Source organism: Streptomyces sp. NPDC048411 (assembly GCF_040704695.1).
In the GTDB taxonomy this organism is placed as follows: Bacteria; Actinomycetota; Actinomycetes; order Streptomycetales; family Streptomycetaceae; genus Streptomyces.
On the sequence record NZ_JBEZKL010000085.1, the window covers coordinates 12,023 to 31,695 of the forward strand.

Below are 19,673 nucleotides of genomic sequence, written 5' to 3' on the forward strand. Positions count from 1 at the left end.
CTGCCCCCTACGACAGGGCGGTCACGGGTCACATCTACCGCACCCGGCTCGGGCCGGGAGCGGATCGGGCATGTTGACGAATACCCACGCCGAGCGTGCGCGGTTGCGCACGTTGACCCCGGCGACGTGGTCGGCCGGCCCAGCGAGGCCGCACCGGCGACAAGGGAAATGATCAAAGCAGAGCGTGCCATCGATGTCGGAAACCACGGTGCGGGCGCGACGGTTGAACATCTTCGGATGACATCCGGTCGGCGGTGGCGATGTGAGCCGGCAACTACGCTCGCGCCTCTGATCGCCCGGACAGCTCCCGACTCCGTTGCCGCTTCCTCACCCCGCCGAGCAGTCGGCTCCGCTGGGCCTGCGACGTCGCGAGGCCGGCACCGGTCAGGGCGAGCGCGGCCGCCCCGTCGAGCACCGCCCGGTCGGCTCCTGGGCTCTTGCCGTACGCGGTGAACTCGGGAGTGTGCTGCTTGGCACCGCCCGTGTCGTAGCCGATCGTGGGGTGGATCGTGGGAATGAGCTGCGAGACGTTGCCCATGTCCGTCGACGCCATCGTCTCACCGTGCCGCGACATCACCGTACGGCCCAGTTCACCAACTGCCTTGACGTAGGCCTCCGTCATGTCCGGGTCCTGCCGCAGATCGGCGAAGTCACTTCCGTGTGAGCGCAGTTCGAGCTCGGCGCCAGTGGCGAGCGCCCCGGCCTCGAAGCATGCGCGCACCCGCTGCCACGCCTCGGCGAGTTGCTCCACGGTCAGCGCCCTGACCTCGCAGCGCGCGCGGGTGCGGGCCGGGATGACGTTCACGGCCTGGCCGCCTTCGGTGACGATGCCGTGCACGACCACACCGGGCGGCAGTTGCTGGCGGAGCAGTCCGACGGCGGTGTGGGCGACGGTCATCGCGTCGAGGGCGTTGATGCCTTCCCAGGGGGCGAGCGCGGCGTGCGAGGGCTTGCCGCGGTAGGTGATGTCCCAGGACCCGATGGCCAGCGAGGAGGCGCCGACGCTGTCGTCGGGGGCAGCGTGCACCATCATCGCCGCAGCCACGTCGTCGAAGACTCCGGCATCGAGGAGGAGAACCTTTCCTCCGATGTCCTCCTCGGCGGGAGTGCCGATCAGTTTGACCGTCAGGTCGAGTTCGTCCGCCACGGCGGCAAGTGCGAGCGCGGCGCCGACGGCCGCGGCTCCGTTGACGTTGTGCCCGCAGGCGTGGCCGATGCCGGGCAGGGCGTCGTATTCGGCGCAGAACCCGATGACGAGGTCGCCGGATCCGCGGGTGGCGACGAGGGCAGTGGGGAGGTCGGCGACGCCCCGGGCGACGGCGAAGCCGGCCGTCTCCAGGAGGCCGGAGATCCTGGCCGCAGAGCGGTGTTCCTGGAGAGCGGTCTCGGGTTCGTCGTGCAGTCCGTGGCTGAGGGCCACGAGCCGTTCGCTCCAGGAGCGCACCGCTTCGGTCACCGTCCTGTGCATGCCCGGGATGAGCGTCATGCGAGTTCTCCGCTCTGCACCGGCTTCTGTCCGTACGTCGCGTCGGCCTCGCGTGGACTGCTATAGCGCAGGCTGAGGGCCATGCCGACCAGAGCCGCGAAGGCGCACGCACCCCAGCCCCACAGGTAGCCGGACTCGGCGATGCGCGTGGTGCCACGCACGGCGTGGGCCGCGAAGAACGCGCCGATCACGGCAGCGCCGATGGCCGCACCGAGGGAGAGAGCCAGTTCGTTGAGGCCGACGGCAAGAGCGGTCTCCTGTTCCTCGACGACCTCCGCCGACAGGGTCCGCGTGATCGACTCGAAGAGTCCGGTCGCAAGCCCCACGACGAGGGCGCAGACCACGTACTGGGCGAGGGTCTCGTGGAAGAGGGCCATCCCCAGGAAGCCGAGCGCGATGAGGCCACCGCCCGAGGCGAGCACAGCGCGATCGCCGATCCTCCGGGCGAGACGGGGAGTCAGCGTGGAGCCGGCGAATCCGGCGGTCACCATGGCCAGCGCGATGGTGGCGATGGCCTGCGGTCCCAGGCCCATCCCGTAGCCGGTCGCGGACGGTGAGGCGCCCAGGAAGAGGGCGTTGGCGCCGAGGAAGCCGATCGTGCCGAACGCGGCGCAGAAGGTGTATCCGCTGACCACCGCGAGGCGCGGATTGCTCAGCAACCGCACGCTGACCAGGGGATGCTCGGACCGCCGCTCGACCGCCACCCAGGCCGCGAGGACGGCGAGGGCCGCCGCGGCGAGCGCGACGGTGCGCGGCGTGCCCCAGCCCCACGTACTGCCCTGCGCGAGGACCAGGACGAGCGCCACCAGGCCCGCGGTGAGCAGCGCCGCCGCCCCGTAGTGGAAGCGCCCGCCGCGCGGTGCGTCGCTGTCGGGCAGGATGAAGCCCGCCACTACGGCGAGGACGGCGACCGGGACGGCCGTCCACAGTCCGGCTTCCGCGTGGCGCTCGCTGAGCGCGCCCGCCACGAGGCCGCCCACGCCGATCGCGATGAGCAGGACACCGACGAGGAGGGAGATTCCGGTTCGGTTCCGCTCGGGTGCCCGGGAGCGGAGGATGCCCACGAGGAGGGGGAAGAAGCCGACCAGGGCGCCCTGGAGCGTCACGCCGACGGCGAGGGTCACGGCGGACGGCCGCACGGCGATCAGGAGCGAGCCGCCCGCCACCATCGCGAGGGCCACCCGCAGGAGCTTGCGGTGTCCGTACAGGTCGCCGAGCCGGGAGAGCAGCGGCGTCATCACTGCGAAGGCCAGCTGGGACAGGAGGTAGATGTTGTTCTGCCCCACGGAGCCGATGTGCAGGCGCAGACCGATCTCGGGCAGCAGCGGCGTCAGATAGCCCTGGACGATGCCGCTGAACAGGACGACGACAGCCATCGTCGCAAGCATGCCCGGGCCGGAGCTCAGCGCTCCTGGTCCGCGTCGCGTTCCCCATATGCGTGTGGACACAGCTTCACCTCTGGATCATCTGGTGGCCGGAACCGAATGTGGTGGCTACTGTGCGGGTCGAGATACACGTGGTCTCGAATATTCATGGATTCGTACGTAGAGAGTGCTTGTGATGCGAGAAACGGTCACCGCCAGCGAGCTCGATCTCGCCCTGGTGAACGCCCTCCAACTGCGGCCCCGGGCCTCGTGGTCGGAGCTGTCTCCGCTGCTCGGCGTCACCGCGGGCACGCTGGCGCGGCGCTGGGAGCGGCTGACCCGGGCGGGGCTCGCCTGGGTGTACGCGGCGCCCGGGCGAGAGTTCACGCGTAGCCGCTGCACGGCCTTCGTGCTGCTGCGCTGCCTTCCTCAGGAGCGATCCCGGCTGATGACGGAGTTGAGCGCGCTCCCGGAGGCGGTGACGATCGAGCTGACCGGGCCCGGCAGCGCCGACCTGCTCCTCGATGTGCTGGCCCCGGACCTGCCCTCGCTCAGCCGATTCCTCAACGAGAAGCTGGACCGGCTGTCCGGCATCGTCTCGGTGAGCTGTCTGTTCGCCACCTCGCTGTACGTCGAGGGCAGCCGCTGGCGGTTGCGCTCCCTGGATCCCGCCCAGTTGACGGCGCTCGGCAACTCGGCGGGGGCACGGGAGCCGCTCCGTACGCTCACGTTCGATCCCGTCGACCGGGCCCTGCTCGACGAGTTGGTCCGCGACGGCCGCCTCGGCCTGGCCGAACTCGCCGAGCGGACGGCCACCAGCCCGGCCACTGTCCGCCGCCGCCTGCGTCGTCTCACGGACTCCGCCGTCCTGACCTTCCGCTGTGACATCGCCTCCGTGCTCGCCGGGCATCCCGTCCCGGTCTCGCTGCTCGGCCAAGTGCCCGCGCGGGACATCGGCACCGTCCACCGCACCCTCGCCGCCCTGCCCGAGTGCCGTCTGGTCGCGGCTGTGACCGGCACCGCGAACATCTTCGCCACGCTCTGGGTGCACGACCTCGGTGACATCCAGCGGCACGAGACCGCCCTGTGCGCCCGCCTGCCCACCCTCACGGTGACTGACCGCATCGTCGGCCTGCACACGGTCAAACGCATGGGCCATCTGCTCGACGAGGAGGGGCGCCGCATCGGCGTCCAGCCGATCTCACCCTGGTAGGCGGGACGCGCGACGGACCCTCCTCCCCCTGTCCGACGATGGCGCTCTGCGGAACTCCCGCCAACTCCTTTGCCGTGTGGCGGACGCGCAGCCGGCTATGCCTGAGGACGCGCGATGAGGAGAGCCACGTCATCGTGGTGCTCCGGATCCCGCAGTGCGCTGAAAAGCCGGTCGCATGTCTCTTCCAAGGGGCGCTGGGGGCCTTCCAGCAGCTGGAGAAGTCTGTTCAGACGCTCGTCGATGGGACGTTCGCGGGTTTCGACCAGTCCGTCGGTATAGAGGACGAGCAGATCTCCGTTCCCCAGTCCGACGGTGCCGGCTTCGAAGGGAACGCCACCGACGCCGAGGGGGACGCCGGTGGGCAGGTCGAGCAGTTCCGGGGGATGGCCTGCGCGTACGAGGACGGGAGGCACGTGTCCCGCTGTGGCGATGTGGCACTCCGCGCGGCGCGGGTCGTAGACGGCGTAGACGCAGGTGGCGATGTAGTGCTCCAGGCGTGCGGTGGTCTTGTCGAGCTGTCGGAGCACCTGTGCCGGGTCGAGGTCGAGATCGGCCAGCGTGCACGTCGCGGTGCGCAGTCGACCCATGGTCGCGGCGGCGTCTATCCCGCAGCCCATCACGTCACCCACCACCAAGGCGGTCTTGTCGCCGTCCAGGGAGATGACGTCGGACCAATCCCCGCCGACCTCACTGGCAGCTCCGGCGGGTTCATAGCGGGAGGCGACGTCCAGGCCCGCATGGTGCGGAGGGTGATCCGGGAGCAAGCTGCGTTGGAGGGTGACCGCGGTGTTGCGCACGCTCTGGAACCAACGCGCGTTGTCGATGCACACCGCGGCGCGGGCGGCGAGCTCACCGGCCAGGGTGGCGTCGTCCTCGTCGAAGGGCAGCGGGTTGCGAGCGCGTATGAAGTCCACGGCGCCCAGGACTTCGCCGCGGGCGATCAGTGGCACCGTGAGATACGAGTGGACGCCGGCCTGGGCCAGGAGGGCGGCGGCAGCCGGGTCGCGGGCGATGCAGGGCAGATCCTGTCCGGTTGCGTGCGGCACCAGCACCGGCCGACCCGTGTGTACGCACTGCGTGACCAGGCGGTCGGCGCCGTACATGGCAAGGTCTCCGGGCCTGTCGGCGGCGCGGACGACCTCGGTGGGATAGGCGGCTACGACGGCGAGGGCGCGGAAGAGTTCCGGGCCGGTCGCGGGCGCGGCCGAGCGGCGCAGGGCCAGGACCGAGTCGAGCACGTCGACCGCGGCCACATCGGCGAGTTCCGGCACCGTGGCCTCGGCCAGCTCCCGGGCGGTCTGGTCCACCTCCAGGGTGGTGCCGACGCGAGCGGAGGCGTTGGCGATGAGGGGGTAAGGCGACGCCGAGCCCGTGCGGCCTCGGTGGCCGCACGGTGCCGCTCGGTGATGTCCACGACCGAGGCAGCCACCCCGAGCACCCGCCCGGCGCGGTCCTCCAGCCGGAAATACGAGGTGGACCACGCGTGCTCGGTCTCGGGTTCGGTGGGGGTGCGGCCGACGACGTACCGGTCCAGGACGGGGACACCGGTTGCCAGGACCTGGCGCATCACGGACTCGATGGCCTTGGTGTCCAGGAAGGGCAGGGCTTCATGGACGTTCCGGCCGATGTGGTCGGCGGCGGGCAGGCCATTGATGCGGGCCAGGGCTGGGTTGACGGTCACGTACCGCAGGTCGGTGTCCATGACCTTGAGCCCGATCGGGGACTGCGAGACCAGCCGCTCAAAGAGCGCGAGCTCGGTTTCGACCTGCTGGAGGGCAGTGTGGTCGGCCGCGATACTCAAGGCGTATAGGTCACCGAGGTGGTCCAGGAGTCGCATGTTGCGGATCTCAACCAGCCGGGTGGTGCCGTCCTTGTTCCGGATGGGGAAAGCACCGGCCCAGCTCTGGCCCGTGCCCATCACCTCGGCGAACAGCTTGATCACCAGATCCAGGTGCTCCTCGTGGACCATCAGGTGTGCCGCGTACTGGCCAAGAGCCTCCTGGGCGGTATAGCCGAACAGCTCCTCGGCCTGCGGGCTCCAGAAAGCGATCCGTCCGTCGGCGTCCAGCACCACCGCGGCGACAGTCAGCAGATCTAGCAGCCCACCCGGGCGCGAACGCCCTGGGCGCAGCCGGCTGATGTCGGCCTGGAAGGATTCGATGCTGTTCATGCAAGGCACTCCCTCCGCCTGTCAACCGACGCGGGGCCTCCTGCCGACCTTCCGTCGCGCCGGTCTCCTTGCTGCTCCGGACACCCCCCATACTCCCCCGGGCCCCGTCGCCATCCCAGCGCAGGACGGTTGGCAGACCGGAGGGACTCGTCTGACAGACAGCGGGCGGTACGCGGCCTGCGGCTGCCCGTGACGGGTTCTTCCTGGTTGTGCGGATCGAGCTGAATCGGGAACTCGTCGGCGGCGAGTTCCGCACCCGCCACCGCAGCCCTGCCGGTCATCGCGGCCTTGTGTCCGGCCTGGCGGTCCGGCAGCCGTCTGCGCAGCCACCGCCACGGTCGGCGGAGGGAACCTGGACGGCTCGGCAGTGCCGATGGCCACTGGCATGCTCTTCGCGCTCGCGGTCCTGGCCGTCGGGAGCACCCACCTGCCCTCTGCACCGCGGGCCTTCCCGCCGACCCTTGCGGTCGGCGACGACCCGGGTTCCGACGCGCTCACCGACGGCATCGCCGCCGTCCCGCCGGCCGCCGCCGGGCCGATCCACGTCCGGCTCATCCGTGACCAATCCCTCAACTGAGAGGTCGCCGACACCGGGCGAGTCCGTTTCCCCACGGAACTACCGCATTGAGACCTTTTTCACCGCTCCGCGGACACGACCCTCGATCAAAGTACGATGGCTTGATTCGTGCGCTAAGCGCGAAGAGTTCCATAAATGTGGAATACGCCCAACTTATCTCCCGCTTCACACGCACGGAGCCACCCTCATGGACAATCTGTCCACCGCCGACGGCGCGATAGAGACACGCGGTATCGAACCTGTCCCGGACCACGAGCGCCGGGGCAGAGTCCGCGAACTCTTCCCGACCTGGGTCGCGGCGAACATCAGCGTCCTGCTTCTCACCATGGGTGCGGCCCTGGTGGTGTTCAACCAGTTGAATTTCTGGCAGGTCCTGATCGTCGCGGTGTGCGCCGCGGTCGCCTCGTTCGGCATGGTCGGCTTGCTGTCGGTCTCCGGAAAGTGGGGTGGGGCGCCGGGCGCGACGCTTTCGCGGGCCACCTTCGGTGTGCGCGGCAACCTGTTCCCCGGCGCGATCCTCTGGGTCGCTCGGTTCGGTTGGGAGACGATCAACGCCGTCACCGGTGCCTACGCCGTGCTGACCATTCTTGACCTGCTCTTCGGCGTCAAGAGCAACACCGCGCTGATCGTCATCACACTCTTCGCCTTCGTTGCTTGTACGTTCCTGGTCTCCGGCATGGGCCGGAAGGCGCTGAACGTCTGCAACACCTGGTCAACGTACCTCTTCGGCGTCTTCAGCGTCCTGGTACTGGGCTACCTGATCGCGACCATGCACTGGGGTGAGGTCTTCTCCAAGCCCGCGGGAACCACCGCGATGATGATCGCCGGCATCGGGACCATCGCCGCCGGTGGCATCAGCTGGGTCCCCACCGGCCCGGACTTCGCGCGCTATCTGCCGCACGCCGCCTCTGGCAGAAAGATCATCGGCGTGACGGTTTCGGGCGCCGCTCTGGTGATGGTGCCGATGGTGCTGATGGGTGCGGTGATGGCGACGGCCTCGCCCGGTCTGGCGCAGGCCTCGGACCCGGTCGCCTTCCTCGGCGACCTGCTGCCGACGTGGCTGGCCGTGCCGTACCTGCTGACCGCACTCGTGGGCATGATGCTGATCAACAGCCTCTCGATGTACTCGGCCGGCTTCACCGCCCAGACCATGGGTGTAAAGCTGCCGCGTGCCATGGCCGTCAGCATCAACGCCGTAATCTCGCTGGTCGGCGGCCTGATGCTGATGCTGGTCGCCAAGAGCTTCCTGGGCTCCTTCATCACCTTCCTGACCCTGCTCGCCGTCTCCTTCTCGGCCTGGATCGGCGTCTACGCGGTGGACATGTTCCGGCGTCGGTCGCTTGCGGTGCGCTACGACGCCGGCGCGCTGATGGACACCAGCCGGAGCAGCCGGTACTGGTACGTGGGCGGCTTCTGCTGGCAGGCGATGGTGTCCTGGGCGGTCTCCCTGCTGATCGGGCTCGCCTTCACCAAGTGCGACTGGTTCGCCGGCCCGTTCTCCAGCACTCCCATCGGCAAGTACGGGCTCGCCTGGGCGGCGACCATCGTGATCTCCGGCGTGATCATGGCCGTGCTCCCCGCGCCCCGGGAGAACACGTCCGCCGCCACCGAGGAGACCGCCGCCCTCAAGGCCGAGCGGATCACCGTCTGACGCGAACGCGCGGACACCTCGTCGCTGACTGCCCGGCCGCCGGTTCACCTGAGCCGGCGGCCGGTCTTCCCGGGGCAGTGGACATGGCCAACCGTCATGCTCAATTGATCGGCTGAAGCGCTCAGTCACATGGCAGTGTGACTGATTCCCAATCGTCGTTGTCAAGCAGCCGGAGCGTGGTGCGGGAGTGCAAGCTCGCGGTCAGAAACGTGTGTCACGGTGATTCTCTGCGTCAACGCCAAGAGCGGCTCGGGCAGCCGCCAGACGCTCCCTGGACTCGGCAATCCACTCTTCGCCCATGCCGAGTGGCACTGAGACGACGATCTGGGTGCCGGTGCCGTCACGGACTTCGATCACGTAGGGGTCTTCGGCAATGAATCGGAGGCAGGCGGTGCGGCCTGACTGGGGCCAGTCTGCGGTGAACGGCTCGTCGAGGTCGGCCTCCTGCTCGGCTTCCTCGACGGCGTCCAGAAGCCGGCCCCAGTCGGAGATGTCATCGGAGTCGAACCCTAGGTAGACAGATCCATTGACGAAGCCGCTGGTGACGACGGCCTCCGCGTCGTAGTACCGAACGCCCAGGCTTTCGAGGGCGGGCTCGGTGGAGCGCAGACAGACGCTGACGCACTGGCCGGAATCGGCCAACCGGATCAGCTCAATTGCATCGGGCTGTGTAGCCGTGTCCATGGCTGGGAAGCTACGGCAGGTGCTCGGGAACGACTCCAACAGGTGTGGGTGCCGCGTCCCGCCGACAGGCACGTGATCGTCATGCGGCAGCGGGTTCCGGTTGAGGCGGCCGTACTGTCCATTGGCGTTGGTCGCGGATGAGGGCCCACAGGACGTCGAGGCGTCGGCGGGCGAGGGCGAGGATCGCCTGTTTGTGGTTCTTGCCCTCGGCTCGCTTGCGGTCGTAGAACGTCTTCGACGTAGGGCAGAAGCGCGCGGCGATCTGGGCGGAGAGGTAGAACACCCGCAGGAGTCGGCGGTGGTAGCGGTGTGGTCGGCGCATGGTCGCCGTCGACCCGTGCGCCACAGACAAGCCTCAGGTCTGAGAAGGAGCCGAAGAGAGGGCGGGACCGGCCTCGGAGCCCGGCCCGCGTCTGGGCAGACAAACAGGAATCAGGCGGAGGGGCACGCACCCTCGCCGATGGAGGTGGTGACGAAGTCGTAGCCCATCGCCTGCTTGCGCTTCATGGCGTAGACCTTGAGGCAGAAGGCAGTGTCCGTGCCGTCGGCGGTGACGGTGTAGTCGGCCTGTTCCGCGCCCCCGTTGAACACGGCGGAATCCGGCGGCTCCGAGGCGAGCGTGACAGTCACCGCGTCCTGGGAACTGTGGCCCTTCTCCGCGATGCCGGCCTGCAGGATCTCCTCGTAGTTGATGGTCCCGGGCCCGAACTGCGCCTCGCTCGACAGCTTGGCGGTCGCCGCTGTCACGCCGGACCGCAGTTCGTCCCCGTCCCAGTTGTCGGAGCCGCTGAGGAGCCCCGGATGGTAGAGGAAATACATCCCGCCGACGGCGAAAAGCAGCGAGCCGATGATGAGGGCGCGACCGACGGGGTTGTGCGGGTTGGACCACTCCAGCAGGACGGGCCGGATCCGGTTGAGGTAGCCCCAGAGCGTGTGCACGTCCCAGGGTGCGAGCGGGGGCCACCGTCGCGCAGGAGCCGGCACCGTGACTTCGCCCTTGGCGTCCTGGCTCGCCTGGTGCCAGCACAGGCGGCAGTAGCCCTTCTTCAACCGCACCATCCGGCAGCAACCGCCGCACTCGACGGGTGCGTCGCCGCGGCGAAAACTCTGGCACGCACTGCACGCTCCGACCGATCGAAGCGAGGTCGACCGCGCGTTGCACGGTGAGGCGAAGGTCGCCTGCGAGCAGGCGTCGACGGCCGTCGTGGGCGGCCGCCTCCTCATCGCACGCGCCGGTCTCATCGGCGGCCCGGCGGATCACAGCGGACGGTCAGGCTACTGGGTGGGCCGTGCCGCACTCGATCCGCAAGGGCCGATGCTGGTTCCGGATACGCCGGCCGTGCCGACACAGACAGTCGACGTGCGGGACCTCACCGCCTGGCTGCTCGACGCCGCGGAGACGGGGAGCATCGGCACATACGACGCTGTCGGTCCGGTCGTTCCGTTCGGAGAGTGGGTCGAGCTGTCCCGCGCTGTCGGCGGGCACACCGGTCCAGTGGTCACCGCCGACTCGGCCTGGCTGCTCACGAACGGCGTGGCCGAGTACATGGGGGCCGAGTCGCTTCCGACGTGGCTGGTCAAGCCGGGCTGGGAAGGGTGGTCGGCCCGGAACGGGTCCGCGGCGCTCGCTGCGGGTCTCCCTCATCGGCCCCGGTCGGAGCTGCTGGCCGACACGCTGCTCTGGGAACGCGAGGAGGGTCTGAGCCGGGCAAGACGCGCCGGCCTCAGCGCCCAACGCGAGCGCGAGTTGCTCGACGTTGTCGGCCGGCAGCCTTGGTCTTTCCTGGCGGATGGTCTGTTCGTTGCCCCACCCTTGCACCGGATCAGCGCTTTAGCCCGGTAAGCAGCCGTGTCTCCCCCAGTTGGACAGCCCACTCCGGCAACCTGTGCGCATGGCCGACACCTTCGAGCACACCCCTCAAATCTGGAACGCCGCACAGCTGCGCGACGCCCTCAAAGATCTGCCCGATGACGCACCCATCCATATCGGTGTGGCAAGCGACCCCGGCGACTTCGACGGGTACCGCGGCTTCGTCCTCGTGGACGCCCACCAGGTGGAGAACTGGTGGCCTGCCACCGCGACGACGCCAGAACGCACCGAGACGGAGAAGGCGCTGACCCTGTTCGCCGACTGGGAGCCAGACAGATACGACCGTCTCGACTGATCCGGTCACACTCAGGTCCACCGGACTGTCAGATACCGCTGCAGCATTCGCCGGACACGCCCACATCGCAGGAGCAGCCCTGTGGACCTGAGCGTGAACCACAGAGGATTACCCATGCGGTCGCCGAAGAGATCCGGCCCACGGCAACCGCACCTTGGGCGGCGCCTCGTTCTGCCCTGACGGCTGTGCGCGTAGCCGCTCTCGCACAGGAGGTCGCACGCGGAATTTGGTGGGCCTGCCGGCTTTCAGGCCGGCGGCCAACTCCTGCTCGGCGGGGCCGCTGAAGTAAGCTCGGCTTCCCTGGCGCCGCGCCTGCAGCCGAGCCTGCGGTGAATGGCGTGATGCGGTGGAGGTGCCGCCCCGGGAGCCCGGGGATCCACCGCTCGCCTTCACGGAGGTCTACCCGTCGGATGCGATGGTGCGTGCAGTCCCCCGCGCCCCCATGAAAACGGCCCATGAGCAGCAATCCTCTCAGCCAGCCGACGTCACTGAACTTGCCCGACGCCTCAGTCGACGCTCCACGGGAGTGGGGTGGAGCCAGGTCGGTCAGAGCGTACGGGTGAGAAGGTCCAGAAGTGCCGTCCAGTGGCGTTCGGCTGCATGGGGGTTGTAGGCAGCGGTGTCGGCCTGGGTGTACCCGTGGTGCGCGCCTCGGTAGACCTCGCCCTGGTGGCGGACGCCTGCTGCCGTGAGAGCCTTCTCGAGACGGTCGATCTGCTCGGGGGGCATTGCCTGGTCCTGATCGGCGTGCCCGAAGTACGCCTCCGCGGTGATGCGGTCGGCGAGCAGGTGCGGGCTGTCGGGGGTGTCGGGGGCCAGATGCCCGCCGTGGAAGCCGGCGACGGCGGCAACGCGGTCCGGGTAGGTGCCTGCGGTGCGCAGGGCCAGTCCTGCACCCATGCAGTATCCGGTGACGCCGACCGGGCCGTCGGTAACCTGTGGGCAAGCGGCCAACCAGCGCAGGTAGGCGTCAGCGTCACGCATCGCCAGCTCTGGGGTGAGTGACCGCAAGATGGGGGCGATGCGCTGGAAGATGTCGGGGCGCTGGACGGGGTCGATGAAGTCGGGAAGCTCCACCACCGGGGCGTGGCCATGACGGTAGAAGACGTTGGGGACCAGCGCGGTGTACCCGGCCCCAGCAAGGCGGTCAGCCATCTTCTTCAGGTGCGGGCGCAGGCCGAAGGCATCCATGTAGAGCAGGACAGCGGCATGGGGGCTGCCATCGTCGGGATGGGCCAGGTATGCGTCGGCCGCGCCATCCGGGGTGGGAATATTCACCGCTGTTCCGTGCACGGCAGTCATCGGTGCTTCTCTTCTCTCTGTCTCGAATTCGGTAGGGGCCCTGCTCGGGGCGACCTGTGCTTGTCGTCGGGCACCACATGGACGCGGCTGCAAGCAGGGCTGCCTTCGTCCCCGTGGCCCTGCCCGTTGAGGCGGGTGCTTCACAGGCCCGCACGTCGACGACTCCCGTGGACGGGCCTGGAGCAGGGGCCGTACGGACCGTTCCACGTGCTGCTGAGCGGTAGCCTTCCAGACTCTGCTTCGGGGTTTCCGATCAGGGTTGCGTTGTCTCCTGGTGCCGAGGTCATGAGGGGGCGTCTGGCTCGGCGTGTTGCCCTCGGCCCTGCGGCTCCGGCCGAAGGTGTCACCGGGTTCGACGGTTACCGGGCCGATCCTGCGAGCACCGAACCGTCGCGACGCAACAGCCGGTACCCATCAGCCGCCGGTCGCCTCCGGCGTCAGCGAGCCTGACCGCGTTGGCCAGGACAACCTCGAACGGGTGAACCGTCGGCATGTGGACGGCGGCGGCCTGGAGATCGACGACGATGAGGGCCGTGTTGGGGTCGATCGTGGTGATGGGTATGTGTGTCTCCTTGGTCAATCGCTGGTGTTGAGCGGTCCGTTGGGTTGGGCCGTCAGTGGCTGACCGGCCGCATGGTGCGGTCGACGAGTGTGAGTGCCACGAGAACGAGACTGACGGCCGTCATGATCCAGCCAATCTGGTGGACGCCGTGGTCAGTGACGTTGTGATGGAAGACCAAGCGGTGACGGCGCCGATAGAGCCGACGTATCCGAAGGTGCGCAGCAACCTGGACGCGGTGCCCAGTTGACCGGCCGGCGCGTGCTCGGTGAGCGAGGTCTGGTTACCAGCGGTCGAGCGGGTTGCCACTGTACCCAGGCACAGTCAGCGATTGCTCTTCGGCCAATGACATGCGCACCTCCTTCATGTGCGGTCCAGGCAGCAAGCCATCGGCCCTGCACGCTCGGCGTGTGGGCTGGTTCGCATGGGGGGTCAGAAACGCTTGGCGAGGCGCTCCAGCAGCGGAGCCGCGGCCGCCAGGGTGGCGACCTCGTCATCGGTGAACGACTCGCCGAGCGCGGCGGCCATGCGATCGGAAATCACGTCGCGGCTGGAGTGCAGGACGTCGCCGCCCGCACTGCTGACCGTCAGCAGTGACCGCCGCCGGTCGTCGGGGTCCGGGGACCGCGTCACCAATCCATGCTTCTCCAGCGACGCGACGGTCGAGCCCATTGCCTGCGGGGTGATCTGCTGCAGCCGGGCCAGATCGGCGACGGTGATCGGGCCGTTGCGGTCGATCTGCGCCAGCACGGTCAACTCCGGATTCGTCAACTGGCCGTCCGTGAGCGCCTCGCCGGTACGTCGCTTGAGCATCCCCATCGCCACCCGGATCGAAGTGGCCGTGGAGCGGTTCAGAGCGTCGCGAGGTCCCATGAATAGAAGGCTAGGCTTCGAAGCTCGATATTGCAAGGCCAGACTTCCTAATGCCTCGGCGACAACCCCGGCCGGTCGAAGTCGGCCGGCCTGTGAGTCGCAGGGCGGTCCCGCAAGCTCGACTTGTGACCGAACAGGCTGTCCTCGGACTCCATCGACTCCTCCCTCGCCAGCAGGGCGAGGTAACGTCGGGAGCCGAACAGGTCCAGGCTCCCGGCGGTAATGGGCCCCGGGGGTGGGGGGCGTCACCGTCCGCCCCAGGGATGGGGCTCGCCGGCAAGGGAACGGGCTGCGTGGAGCCGAACAGGTCCACGTCTCCAGCAAATTCGGGCCCAGGGCGGAGGGGCATCGCCGGGTGCGGCGGAGGTGGGCCGCGGGAGGTCCGCTCGCGAAGCGCGCGGCGGTGGTGAGGCCGAAGCGCCCCTGACCCAAACAAGCAGGTAAAGCGGTAGAAGACTCGCTTATCGCCCTCTCAGAACCCAACACCTACGCTCGGCCCAGTGGGCGACACGCAGATCGCTGAGCAGCTCGACCAGACCCGTGTTCGCATCCCAAACGCGTTCCAATTAATCCCGTAGAACGCGGGGAATCCGAGCTCGCACTTGAGGAAAGCATGGAGATCACGCTGACTGCGCGCGGCCGACATCGATCACCACCCGTCGGCCCGCACCCGACTTTGGCTCCTCAAGGACTCCCCAGAAGGACGGGAGCCACCAGCAGAGGACCGGATCGGCCATCGGACCAGGGGCGACGCGGTTCGCTCTTCCACTCCTCGAACACATCCGAGGCCAGGTCGATCGAACGCCAGCCGAGGTCAAGAGGTTCGTCATCCTGTTCCCCCCGGCCGGGGCCTGATAGCGTCGCCGTGCACGTGACCGACCGAGGAGGTGAGACGCATCAACGCTGTATCAGGCTGGGTGCTCTCCTCCCCCGCGGCTGTGCGGTTCATCTGACGTAGGTGGCCCTGGGAGCGCCCATAGGCATCTCGAAAGGCCACAAACCTATGTACTTCACCTCGGAGACGACCTCGAACGGCGTCTCGGAACGTCCGTTCACCCATGACGGCATCTCAGGTCTGCTCTGGTCACCCACGGGTGCTACTCGCAGGCGCCCCTTGGTGCCGCTGGGCCATGGCGGCGGCCCCCGCAAGCGCGCCCAGGGCCTCGCGGCCGGGGCCTGCTGTTACGTGACTCGCTGCGGCTTTGCGGTGGCCGCCATCGATGCGCCTGGACACGGCGACCGCCAATGGACCGAGCAGGACGAGCAGTTCGTAGCAGGCATCAGGGAACGAATGTCTGCCGGCGAGCCCATCGGCCCGCTCATCGCCCGGCACAACGCCTCGCCGGCGACGCGTGCCGACACCAATCCGGGCCACCACATGAGCATCCCCGTGTTCGCGCTGGAGAGCTCACAGCGCTTCTTCGCACGTCATCTCGTCCGAGACCTCGACGCCCCGCAGGCACAACACTGACCTGCGTGGATCAAGCCGACGTACCCCTTCGGCACCTCTCTCCGAAACACCACTGAAAGGATCTTTGCCATGCCTGCCTTCTCCGCGTATGACGGCACCAGGCTTGCCTACCACGTCTTCGGCGACGGAAATCCTGTGGTCTGCCTGCCCGGGGGACCGACGGACTCCGTATACCTCGGCGATCTCGGTGGCCTTTCCGCGCACCGGCAGCTGATCAGGCCGGACCTCCGGGGAACCGGCCGGTCGGAGATGCCGGAGGACGCCGCCTCCTGTCGCTGCGACCGACTCGTCGACGACCTGGAAGCCCTGCGCGAGCACCTCGGCCTGGACCGGATGGACCTGCTCGCACATTGCGCCGGCGCGAATCTGGCAGCGCTGTATGTGGGCCGCCATCCGGAACGCGTCAGCAAACTGGCGCTGATCACACCGAGCGTCCGTGCCGTCGACTTCACGATCGCAGGAGACCTCCGGCGCGAGACTGCGCAGCTCCGCCGGGACGAGCTGTGGTTCCCGGCGGCGTTCGCGGCCTTGGAGGCGATACTGGCGGGCAAGGCCACCAGCGACGACTGGAAGGCCATCGCACCGTTTTCCTACGGCCGTTGGGACGAGGTGGCTCAGGCCCATCAGGCTGCTGGGGATGAGCAGATGAACATGGAGATCGTGGCTGCCTACGGTGCCGAGGGCGCTTTCGACCCGGACGCCACCCGCGCCGCGCTCGCCCGGTTCGCTTCGCCGGTGCTCCTGCTCGCCGGAGAGGTCGATCCGGGTGCCCCTCCTCGCACGATGGCCGAGTTCGCCGGTCTGTTTCCGAACGCCGAGCTCGTCGTTCAGGCCGGAGCCGGACACTATCCGTGGCTCGACGACGCCGACCGGTTCGTGGCGACCACCGAGAGGTTCCTGGGGTAGGCGGCTTAGTCGGTCAATAGCGGGTTCTGGCACACAGCGAAAGATCTTGCTCACTCTCGCCAGCAGGAGTCGCGCGCGTCATGTGAACTGCGCGTCCCACGCATCACCTGGGTCCGGTGAAGCCGGACTCAAGATCGCCCACGAAATGTGTGCCAGAACCCAATAGCGAGAGCGTTTGTTGTTCAAGAGCGAGAGCACCCCGTGGGCACGGAAGACGATGTAGCTGAGTTTCGGCAACGCCCGGTTGCTTGACTTGCCCCGGATGTCGTGCGTTCCACCGGCGGGGGTGGATGCGGAGCCTGGCGGTGTGTTGCGTACGGTCAGCGTGCGCATGATGAGCAAGGCCCTCGCCACGTGGGCCGAAGCCCTGGGGACGGAGCCGCCAATTAGCGCCGATGAGGCAGCCGTCGGGCGGCCCGGATCAGGAAGCGAGGTGGCAGGATGACGCGGTGTCCGACTCTCTGCATGAACCGTGGCTGCGCGGCATCGCCTTCAATCCGGCGGCGCCCTCCGACGTACTGATACGCCTGGTGGATCGAGCGGCCGGCGAGGCCGGCCTACTGATGTGCGAGGGTCGTGACCTGCCCGACGCCGTCATCGACGCAGCCCTCCACCACCCGGCCAGGGAGATTCGCCGCGCGCTCGCCCGCAACCGGTACATCGACCCCGCACGACTCGCCCCCTTGGCAACGGACCCGTCGGGGATCGTTCGGGGGTGGCTCGCCAGCGGCCCCCGTCACTATCCCCGATGGGTCCGACCGCTGCCGGACGACATCCTCGTCACCCTCCTGACCGCCCAGGACGCGGGCGAGGACGGCACGCTCACCAAAGACGAGATCGTCGCGGCGCTCGATTCCTCCCGGCAAATCCCTCTGTCCTTCTACCGCTCCATGGCCGGGCACGAGCATCCCGAGCTCCGTGTACACGCCACCTGGAGGTGGCATTCCCTCACCGCTGCGCAGCAGGCAGCCCTGCTCGACGACCCCGACCCCTCGGTCCGGAAGGTGGCGCAGGAGAGCGGCTGGGAGCTGGACCCGGAGACGGTGGAGGCCAAGTTGCCGTCCATCAGCGTGTTCAGCAAGCCGCACGTGCTCGGCAGGTGCGCCCTGTCACCCGCGCTGGTCGAGCAGTGCTTCGCGGACGACACGGTGTACCCCCTGACCTGGAACCCGCACACCCCGCCCGACGTCGTCGCCCGGCTGGCCCGCCACCCCGATGCGAGGGTTCGCGCGGCGGTCGCCACCCGCCCCGACCTGGGACCGGACCTGGCGGCGGAGCTGAGGGAGGATCCGGACGAGGACGTGCGGATGCATGCCCGCCTCCATCCCTTCTCCCGTACCTGGGCCGAGCACGGGGCGATCGACCGGGTCATTGGACATGGTCCGGACTGCCCCTGCCCAGCCGAGCCGGCCACCGGGCCGTCGCCCGACTGGTTCGCCGCCTGCGCGGTGTCCGAGGAGCCGGTACTCCGCCGGGTTGCGGCGAGATGGCCCGGCCTGCCCGCAGACCTTGTCGGGACACTCGCACGGGACGACGACGAGGAGGTACGGATCCGGCTGGCCTGTCACCACCCGCTGGCTCCGCCACACCTCCTCCTGGACGTCTTCGTCACCCACCCGGACCACCGCCCCCACTTGCTGACCCTGCCCGCGTTCCCCCGCACCGGCTGGAACCACCTCATCGGCCACCCGGATCCCGACGTACGAGCCCTGGCCGCAGCCGACCCCACCCTGCCCGAACCTCCGGTGGAAGACCCCGACGATGCGGTACGCCGGGCAGCAGCCGCCAACCCGAACCTGACACCGGAGACCCTGGAAACCCTCCTCACCGACCCCCGCACCGCAGAGGGAGCCGCAGCCAACCCGTCCCTCCCCCTCCTCCGCATGCACGCACTCCTCGACCACTGCCTGAACGGCGTCGCCACTCCGCCGACGGCGACCCGACGCTGAGAGGCGACGCTCACGTATCGATCGCGCAACCTCCGTCGGCCATCGACTGACGCCGACACGCCAGGCAAGCGTTTCCACATCTCATCAACATTCCGGACACCAGCAACAAGCGACTGCTCCCGCAACTCGTCTACAGACGTTCTCCCTATCTCACCTACGCAGCCAGGTGGGCGACCACATCGTCGCTGTACCTCGGCGGTTCTGGCCGACTCGGGCGTCGGTGATGGCTCGGCGGATCCTCGGGGAGAGGTTCGTCGACCGCTCGGGAGTGAGGTTGCTCAGCGGCAGGGGCAGGGGGGCAACGCCCTTGACGTCGTCCCGCTGCCCCTGTTCGGGGACGGGAAGCTGCGGATGAAGCCGGGCATCCGAACCTGGCAGGCTTGGGCCGGCCGGATCCTGGTCCGGGCCGGCGTCCCCGCCGGCTGCGGACAGGCTGTGAAGCCGGTTCAGGCGGCGTCGGTTCGCGCCGCGGTGACCGCCACTGATGCGTAACGCATCGTGAAGCTGCCACCCATCGAGTCGATGGCCACCCCGACACCCTCCAGCACCTCCGCCAGCTTGTCCGATGGGAGCCGGGTGAAGGCGCCCTGGGTGGGCATCTGGTCCAGCCACGTGTCCCGGGTGTAGGACCACTCCCAGTCGAATCGCCACAGCTCCGGTTCGCTGAACCCGCCCGCCTCTCGAATCCCGTCTGCGGCCTTGGTGAAAAGCACCTGATACCCGTTCAGGGCCGGCTTCGTCATCGCCTGGACGTTGAACGGCGAGTCGGGCATCACCCGTCGGCAGACCGCGGCGACGGCTTCCGCAACGCAGGACGGAAGCTGGAACACGTTCCAAAACGCCGCCAGTCGGCCGTCGGGGCGCAGCACCTGCGCGGCCTTGACCGCTGCCGCGACGGGGTCGATCCAGTGCCAGGCCTGGCCGGCGACGACCGCATCGAATGCCCGCCCGGCCGGGTCCCAGGCTTCAAATGCCGCGACCTCAACCTCGACCCCGAGACGCCGCGCCCGGTCGGCCATCCGCGCGTCGGGCTCGACCCCGAGCACCCTGCAGCCGGCCGCCTGGAACTGCCGGGCGGCGATTCCGGTACCACAGCCGACGTCGAGGACGTCGGAGCCGGGGCTGCCGACGACGATCCGGTCCACCATGGCGTCGGGATAGCGGGGCCGGGTCCGGTTATACCGTTCGGCGTCTGTGCCGAACGAATCCGCTGCCTGCCGGTATTGATGAGGCTCGCTCCCGGAAAGACTCGCTCGGGTCGGCGGTAGAGTGGGCATGCGCCCACTCTTAGTGGGGGGCTGCC

Annotated in this window: 14 protein-coding genes and 4 pseudogenes; 8 read left to right on the top strand and 10 right to left on the bottom strand. The window is 68.7% G+C overall.

The window, feature by feature from the left end; all coding sequences use genetic code 11:
• Positions 1-274 precede the first annotated feature (274 nt).
• Together AB0915_RS25920 and AB0915_RS25925 are read right to left on the bottom strand one after the other, a co-directional pair.
• Entirely contained in the window at positions 275-1,486 is a 1,212-nt protein-coding gene (locus tag AB0915_RS25920; protein ID WP_366693355.1) for an amidohydrolase, read from the bottom strand.
• The gene (locus AB0915_RS25925; RefSeq protein ID WP_366693356.1) at positions 1,483-2,862 is read right to left on the bottom strand and encodes an MFS transporter; all 1,380 of its coding nucleotides are present in this window, start codon (positions 2,860-2,862) and stop codon (positions 1,483-1,485) included. The genes AB0915_RS25920 and AB0915_RS25925 overlap by 4 nt, the downstream gene beginning before the upstream one ends.
• 184 nt (positions 2,863-3,046) lie before the next feature.
• On the opposite strand from AB0915_RS25925, the gene AB0915_RS25930 reads away from it, so the two are divergent.
• Positions 3,047-4,063 carry an Lrp/AsnC family transcriptional regulator gene (locus AB0915_RS25930; RefSeq protein WP_366693357.1) on the top strand — a complete coding sequence of 339 codons (1,017 nt, stop codon included), beginning with the start codon at positions 3,047-3,049 and terminating at the stop codon, positions 4,061-4,063.
• Between the two features lie 95 nt (positions 4,064-4,158).
• Here AB0915_RS25930 and AB0915_RS25935 read toward each other — a convergent pair.
• Positions 4,159-6,233: pseudogene (locus AB0915_RS25935) on the bottom strand (SpoIIE family protein phosphatase).
• A gap of 197 nt (positions 6,234-6,430) precedes the next feature.
• On the opposite strand from AB0915_RS25935, the pseudogene AB0915_RS25940 reads away from it, so the two are divergent.
• Both AB0915_RS25940 and AB0915_RS25945 read left to right on the top strand, forming a co-directional pair.
• Positions 6,431-6,720 (top strand): annotated as a pseudogene (locus AB0915_RS25940) (Na+/H+ antiporter NhaA); the annotation flags it as partial.
• A 277-nt stretch (positions 6,721-6,997) separates the two neighbouring features.
• On the top strand, positions 6,998-8,461 hold the full coding sequence (locus AB0915_RS25945) for a cytosine permease (RefSeq protein WP_366693358.1): 1,464 nt from the start codon (positions 6,998-7,000) through the stop codon (positions 8,459-8,461).
• 201 nt (positions 8,462-8,662) lie between these two features.
• Here AB0915_RS25945 and AB0915_RS25950 read toward each other — a convergent pair whose 3' ends face one another.
• The 3 genes and pseudogenes from AB0915_RS25950 to AB0915_RS25960 all read right to left on the bottom strand — a co-directional run bounded on the left by AB0915_RS25950 (position 8,663) and on the right by AB0915_RS25960 (position 10,204).
• Positions 8,663-9,145 (bottom strand): DUF5959 family protein, encoded by a 483-nt coding sequence (locus tag AB0915_RS25950; RefSeq protein WP_366693359.1) that lies wholly within the window; start codon positions 9,143-9,145, stop codon positions 8,663-8,665.
• A 79-nt stretch (positions 9,146-9,224) separates the two neighbouring features.
• Positions 9,225-9,389 (bottom strand): annotated as a pseudogene (locus AB0915_RS25955) (IS110 family transposase); the annotation flags it as partial.
• Positions 9,390-9,577: 188 nt separating this feature from the next.
• Positions 9,578-10,204, bottom strand: coding sequence for a hypothetical protein (locus AB0915_RS25960; RefSeq protein WP_366693360.1), 627 nt, complete (start codon positions 10,202-10,204; stop codon positions 9,578-9,580).
• Between the two features lie 67 nt (positions 10,205-10,271).
• On the opposite strand from AB0915_RS25960, the pseudogene AB0915_RS25965 reads away from it, so the two are divergent.
• A pseudogene (locus AB0915_RS25965) lies at positions 10,272-10,988 on the top strand (hypothetical protein); the annotation flags it as partial.
• 49 nt (positions 10,989-11,037) lie between these two features.
• Positions 11,038-11,310: a DUF6225 family protein gene (locus AB0915_RS25970; RefSeq protein ID WP_366136632.1), complete on the top strand. Its 273-nt coding sequence runs from the start codon at positions 11,038-11,040 to the stop codon at positions 11,308-11,310.
• Positions 11,311-11,856: 546 nt separating this feature from the next.
• Here AB0915_RS25970 and AB0915_RS25975 read toward each other — a convergent pair.
• The 3 genes from AB0915_RS25975 to AB0915_RS25985 all read right to left on the bottom strand — a co-directional run bounded on the left by AB0915_RS25975 (position 11,857) and on the right by AB0915_RS25985 (position 14,690).
• Positions 11,857-12,612, bottom strand: a complete 756-nt coding sequence (locus AB0915_RS25975; RefSeq protein WP_366693361.1) for a dienelactone hydrolase family protein — start codon at positions 12,610-12,612, stop codon at positions 11,857-11,859.
• Positions 12,613-13,603: 991 nt separating this feature from the next.
• Entirely contained in the window at positions 13,604-14,044 is a 441-nt protein-coding gene (locus AB0915_RS25980; protein WP_366693362.1) for a MarR family transcriptional regulator, read from the bottom strand.
• A 472-nt stretch (positions 14,045-14,516) separates the two neighbouring features.
• Entirely contained in the window at positions 14,517-14,690 is a 174-nt protein-coding gene (locus AB0915_RS25985; RefSeq protein WP_366693363.1) for a barstar family protein, read from the bottom strand.
• 357 nt (positions 14,691-15,047) lie between these two features.
• On the opposite strand from AB0915_RS25985, the gene AB0915_RS25990 reads away from it, so the two are divergent.
• The 3 genes from AB0915_RS25990 (at position 15,048) to AB0915_RS26000 (ending at position 18,370) form a co-directional block, all read left to right on the top strand.
• Entirely contained in the window at positions 15,048-15,515 is a 468-nt protein-coding gene (locus tag AB0915_RS25990; RefSeq protein ID WP_366693364.1) for a hypothetical protein, read from the top strand.
• A gap of 69 nt (positions 15,516-15,584) precedes the next feature.
• Positions 15,585-16,421 (top strand): alpha/beta hydrolase, encoded by an 837-nt coding sequence (locus tag AB0915_RS25995; protein ID WP_366693365.1) that lies wholly within the window; start codon positions 15,585-15,587, stop codon positions 16,419-16,421.
• Between the two features lie 449 nt (positions 16,422-16,870).
• Entirely contained in the window at positions 16,871-18,370 is a 1,500-nt protein-coding gene (locus AB0915_RS26000; RefSeq protein ID WP_366693366.1) for a hypothetical protein, read from the top strand.
• A 446-nt stretch (positions 18,371-18,816) separates the two neighbouring features.
• Here AB0915_RS26000 and AB0915_RS26005 read toward each other — a convergent pair whose 3' ends face one another.
• Positions 18,817-19,647 carry a class I SAM-dependent methyltransferase gene (locus tag AB0915_RS26005; protein ID WP_366693367.1) on the bottom strand — a complete coding sequence of 277 codons (831 nt, stop codon included), beginning with the start codon at positions 19,645-19,647 and terminating at the stop codon, positions 18,817-18,819.
• Between the last annotated feature and the right edge of the window lie 26 nt (positions 19,648-19,673).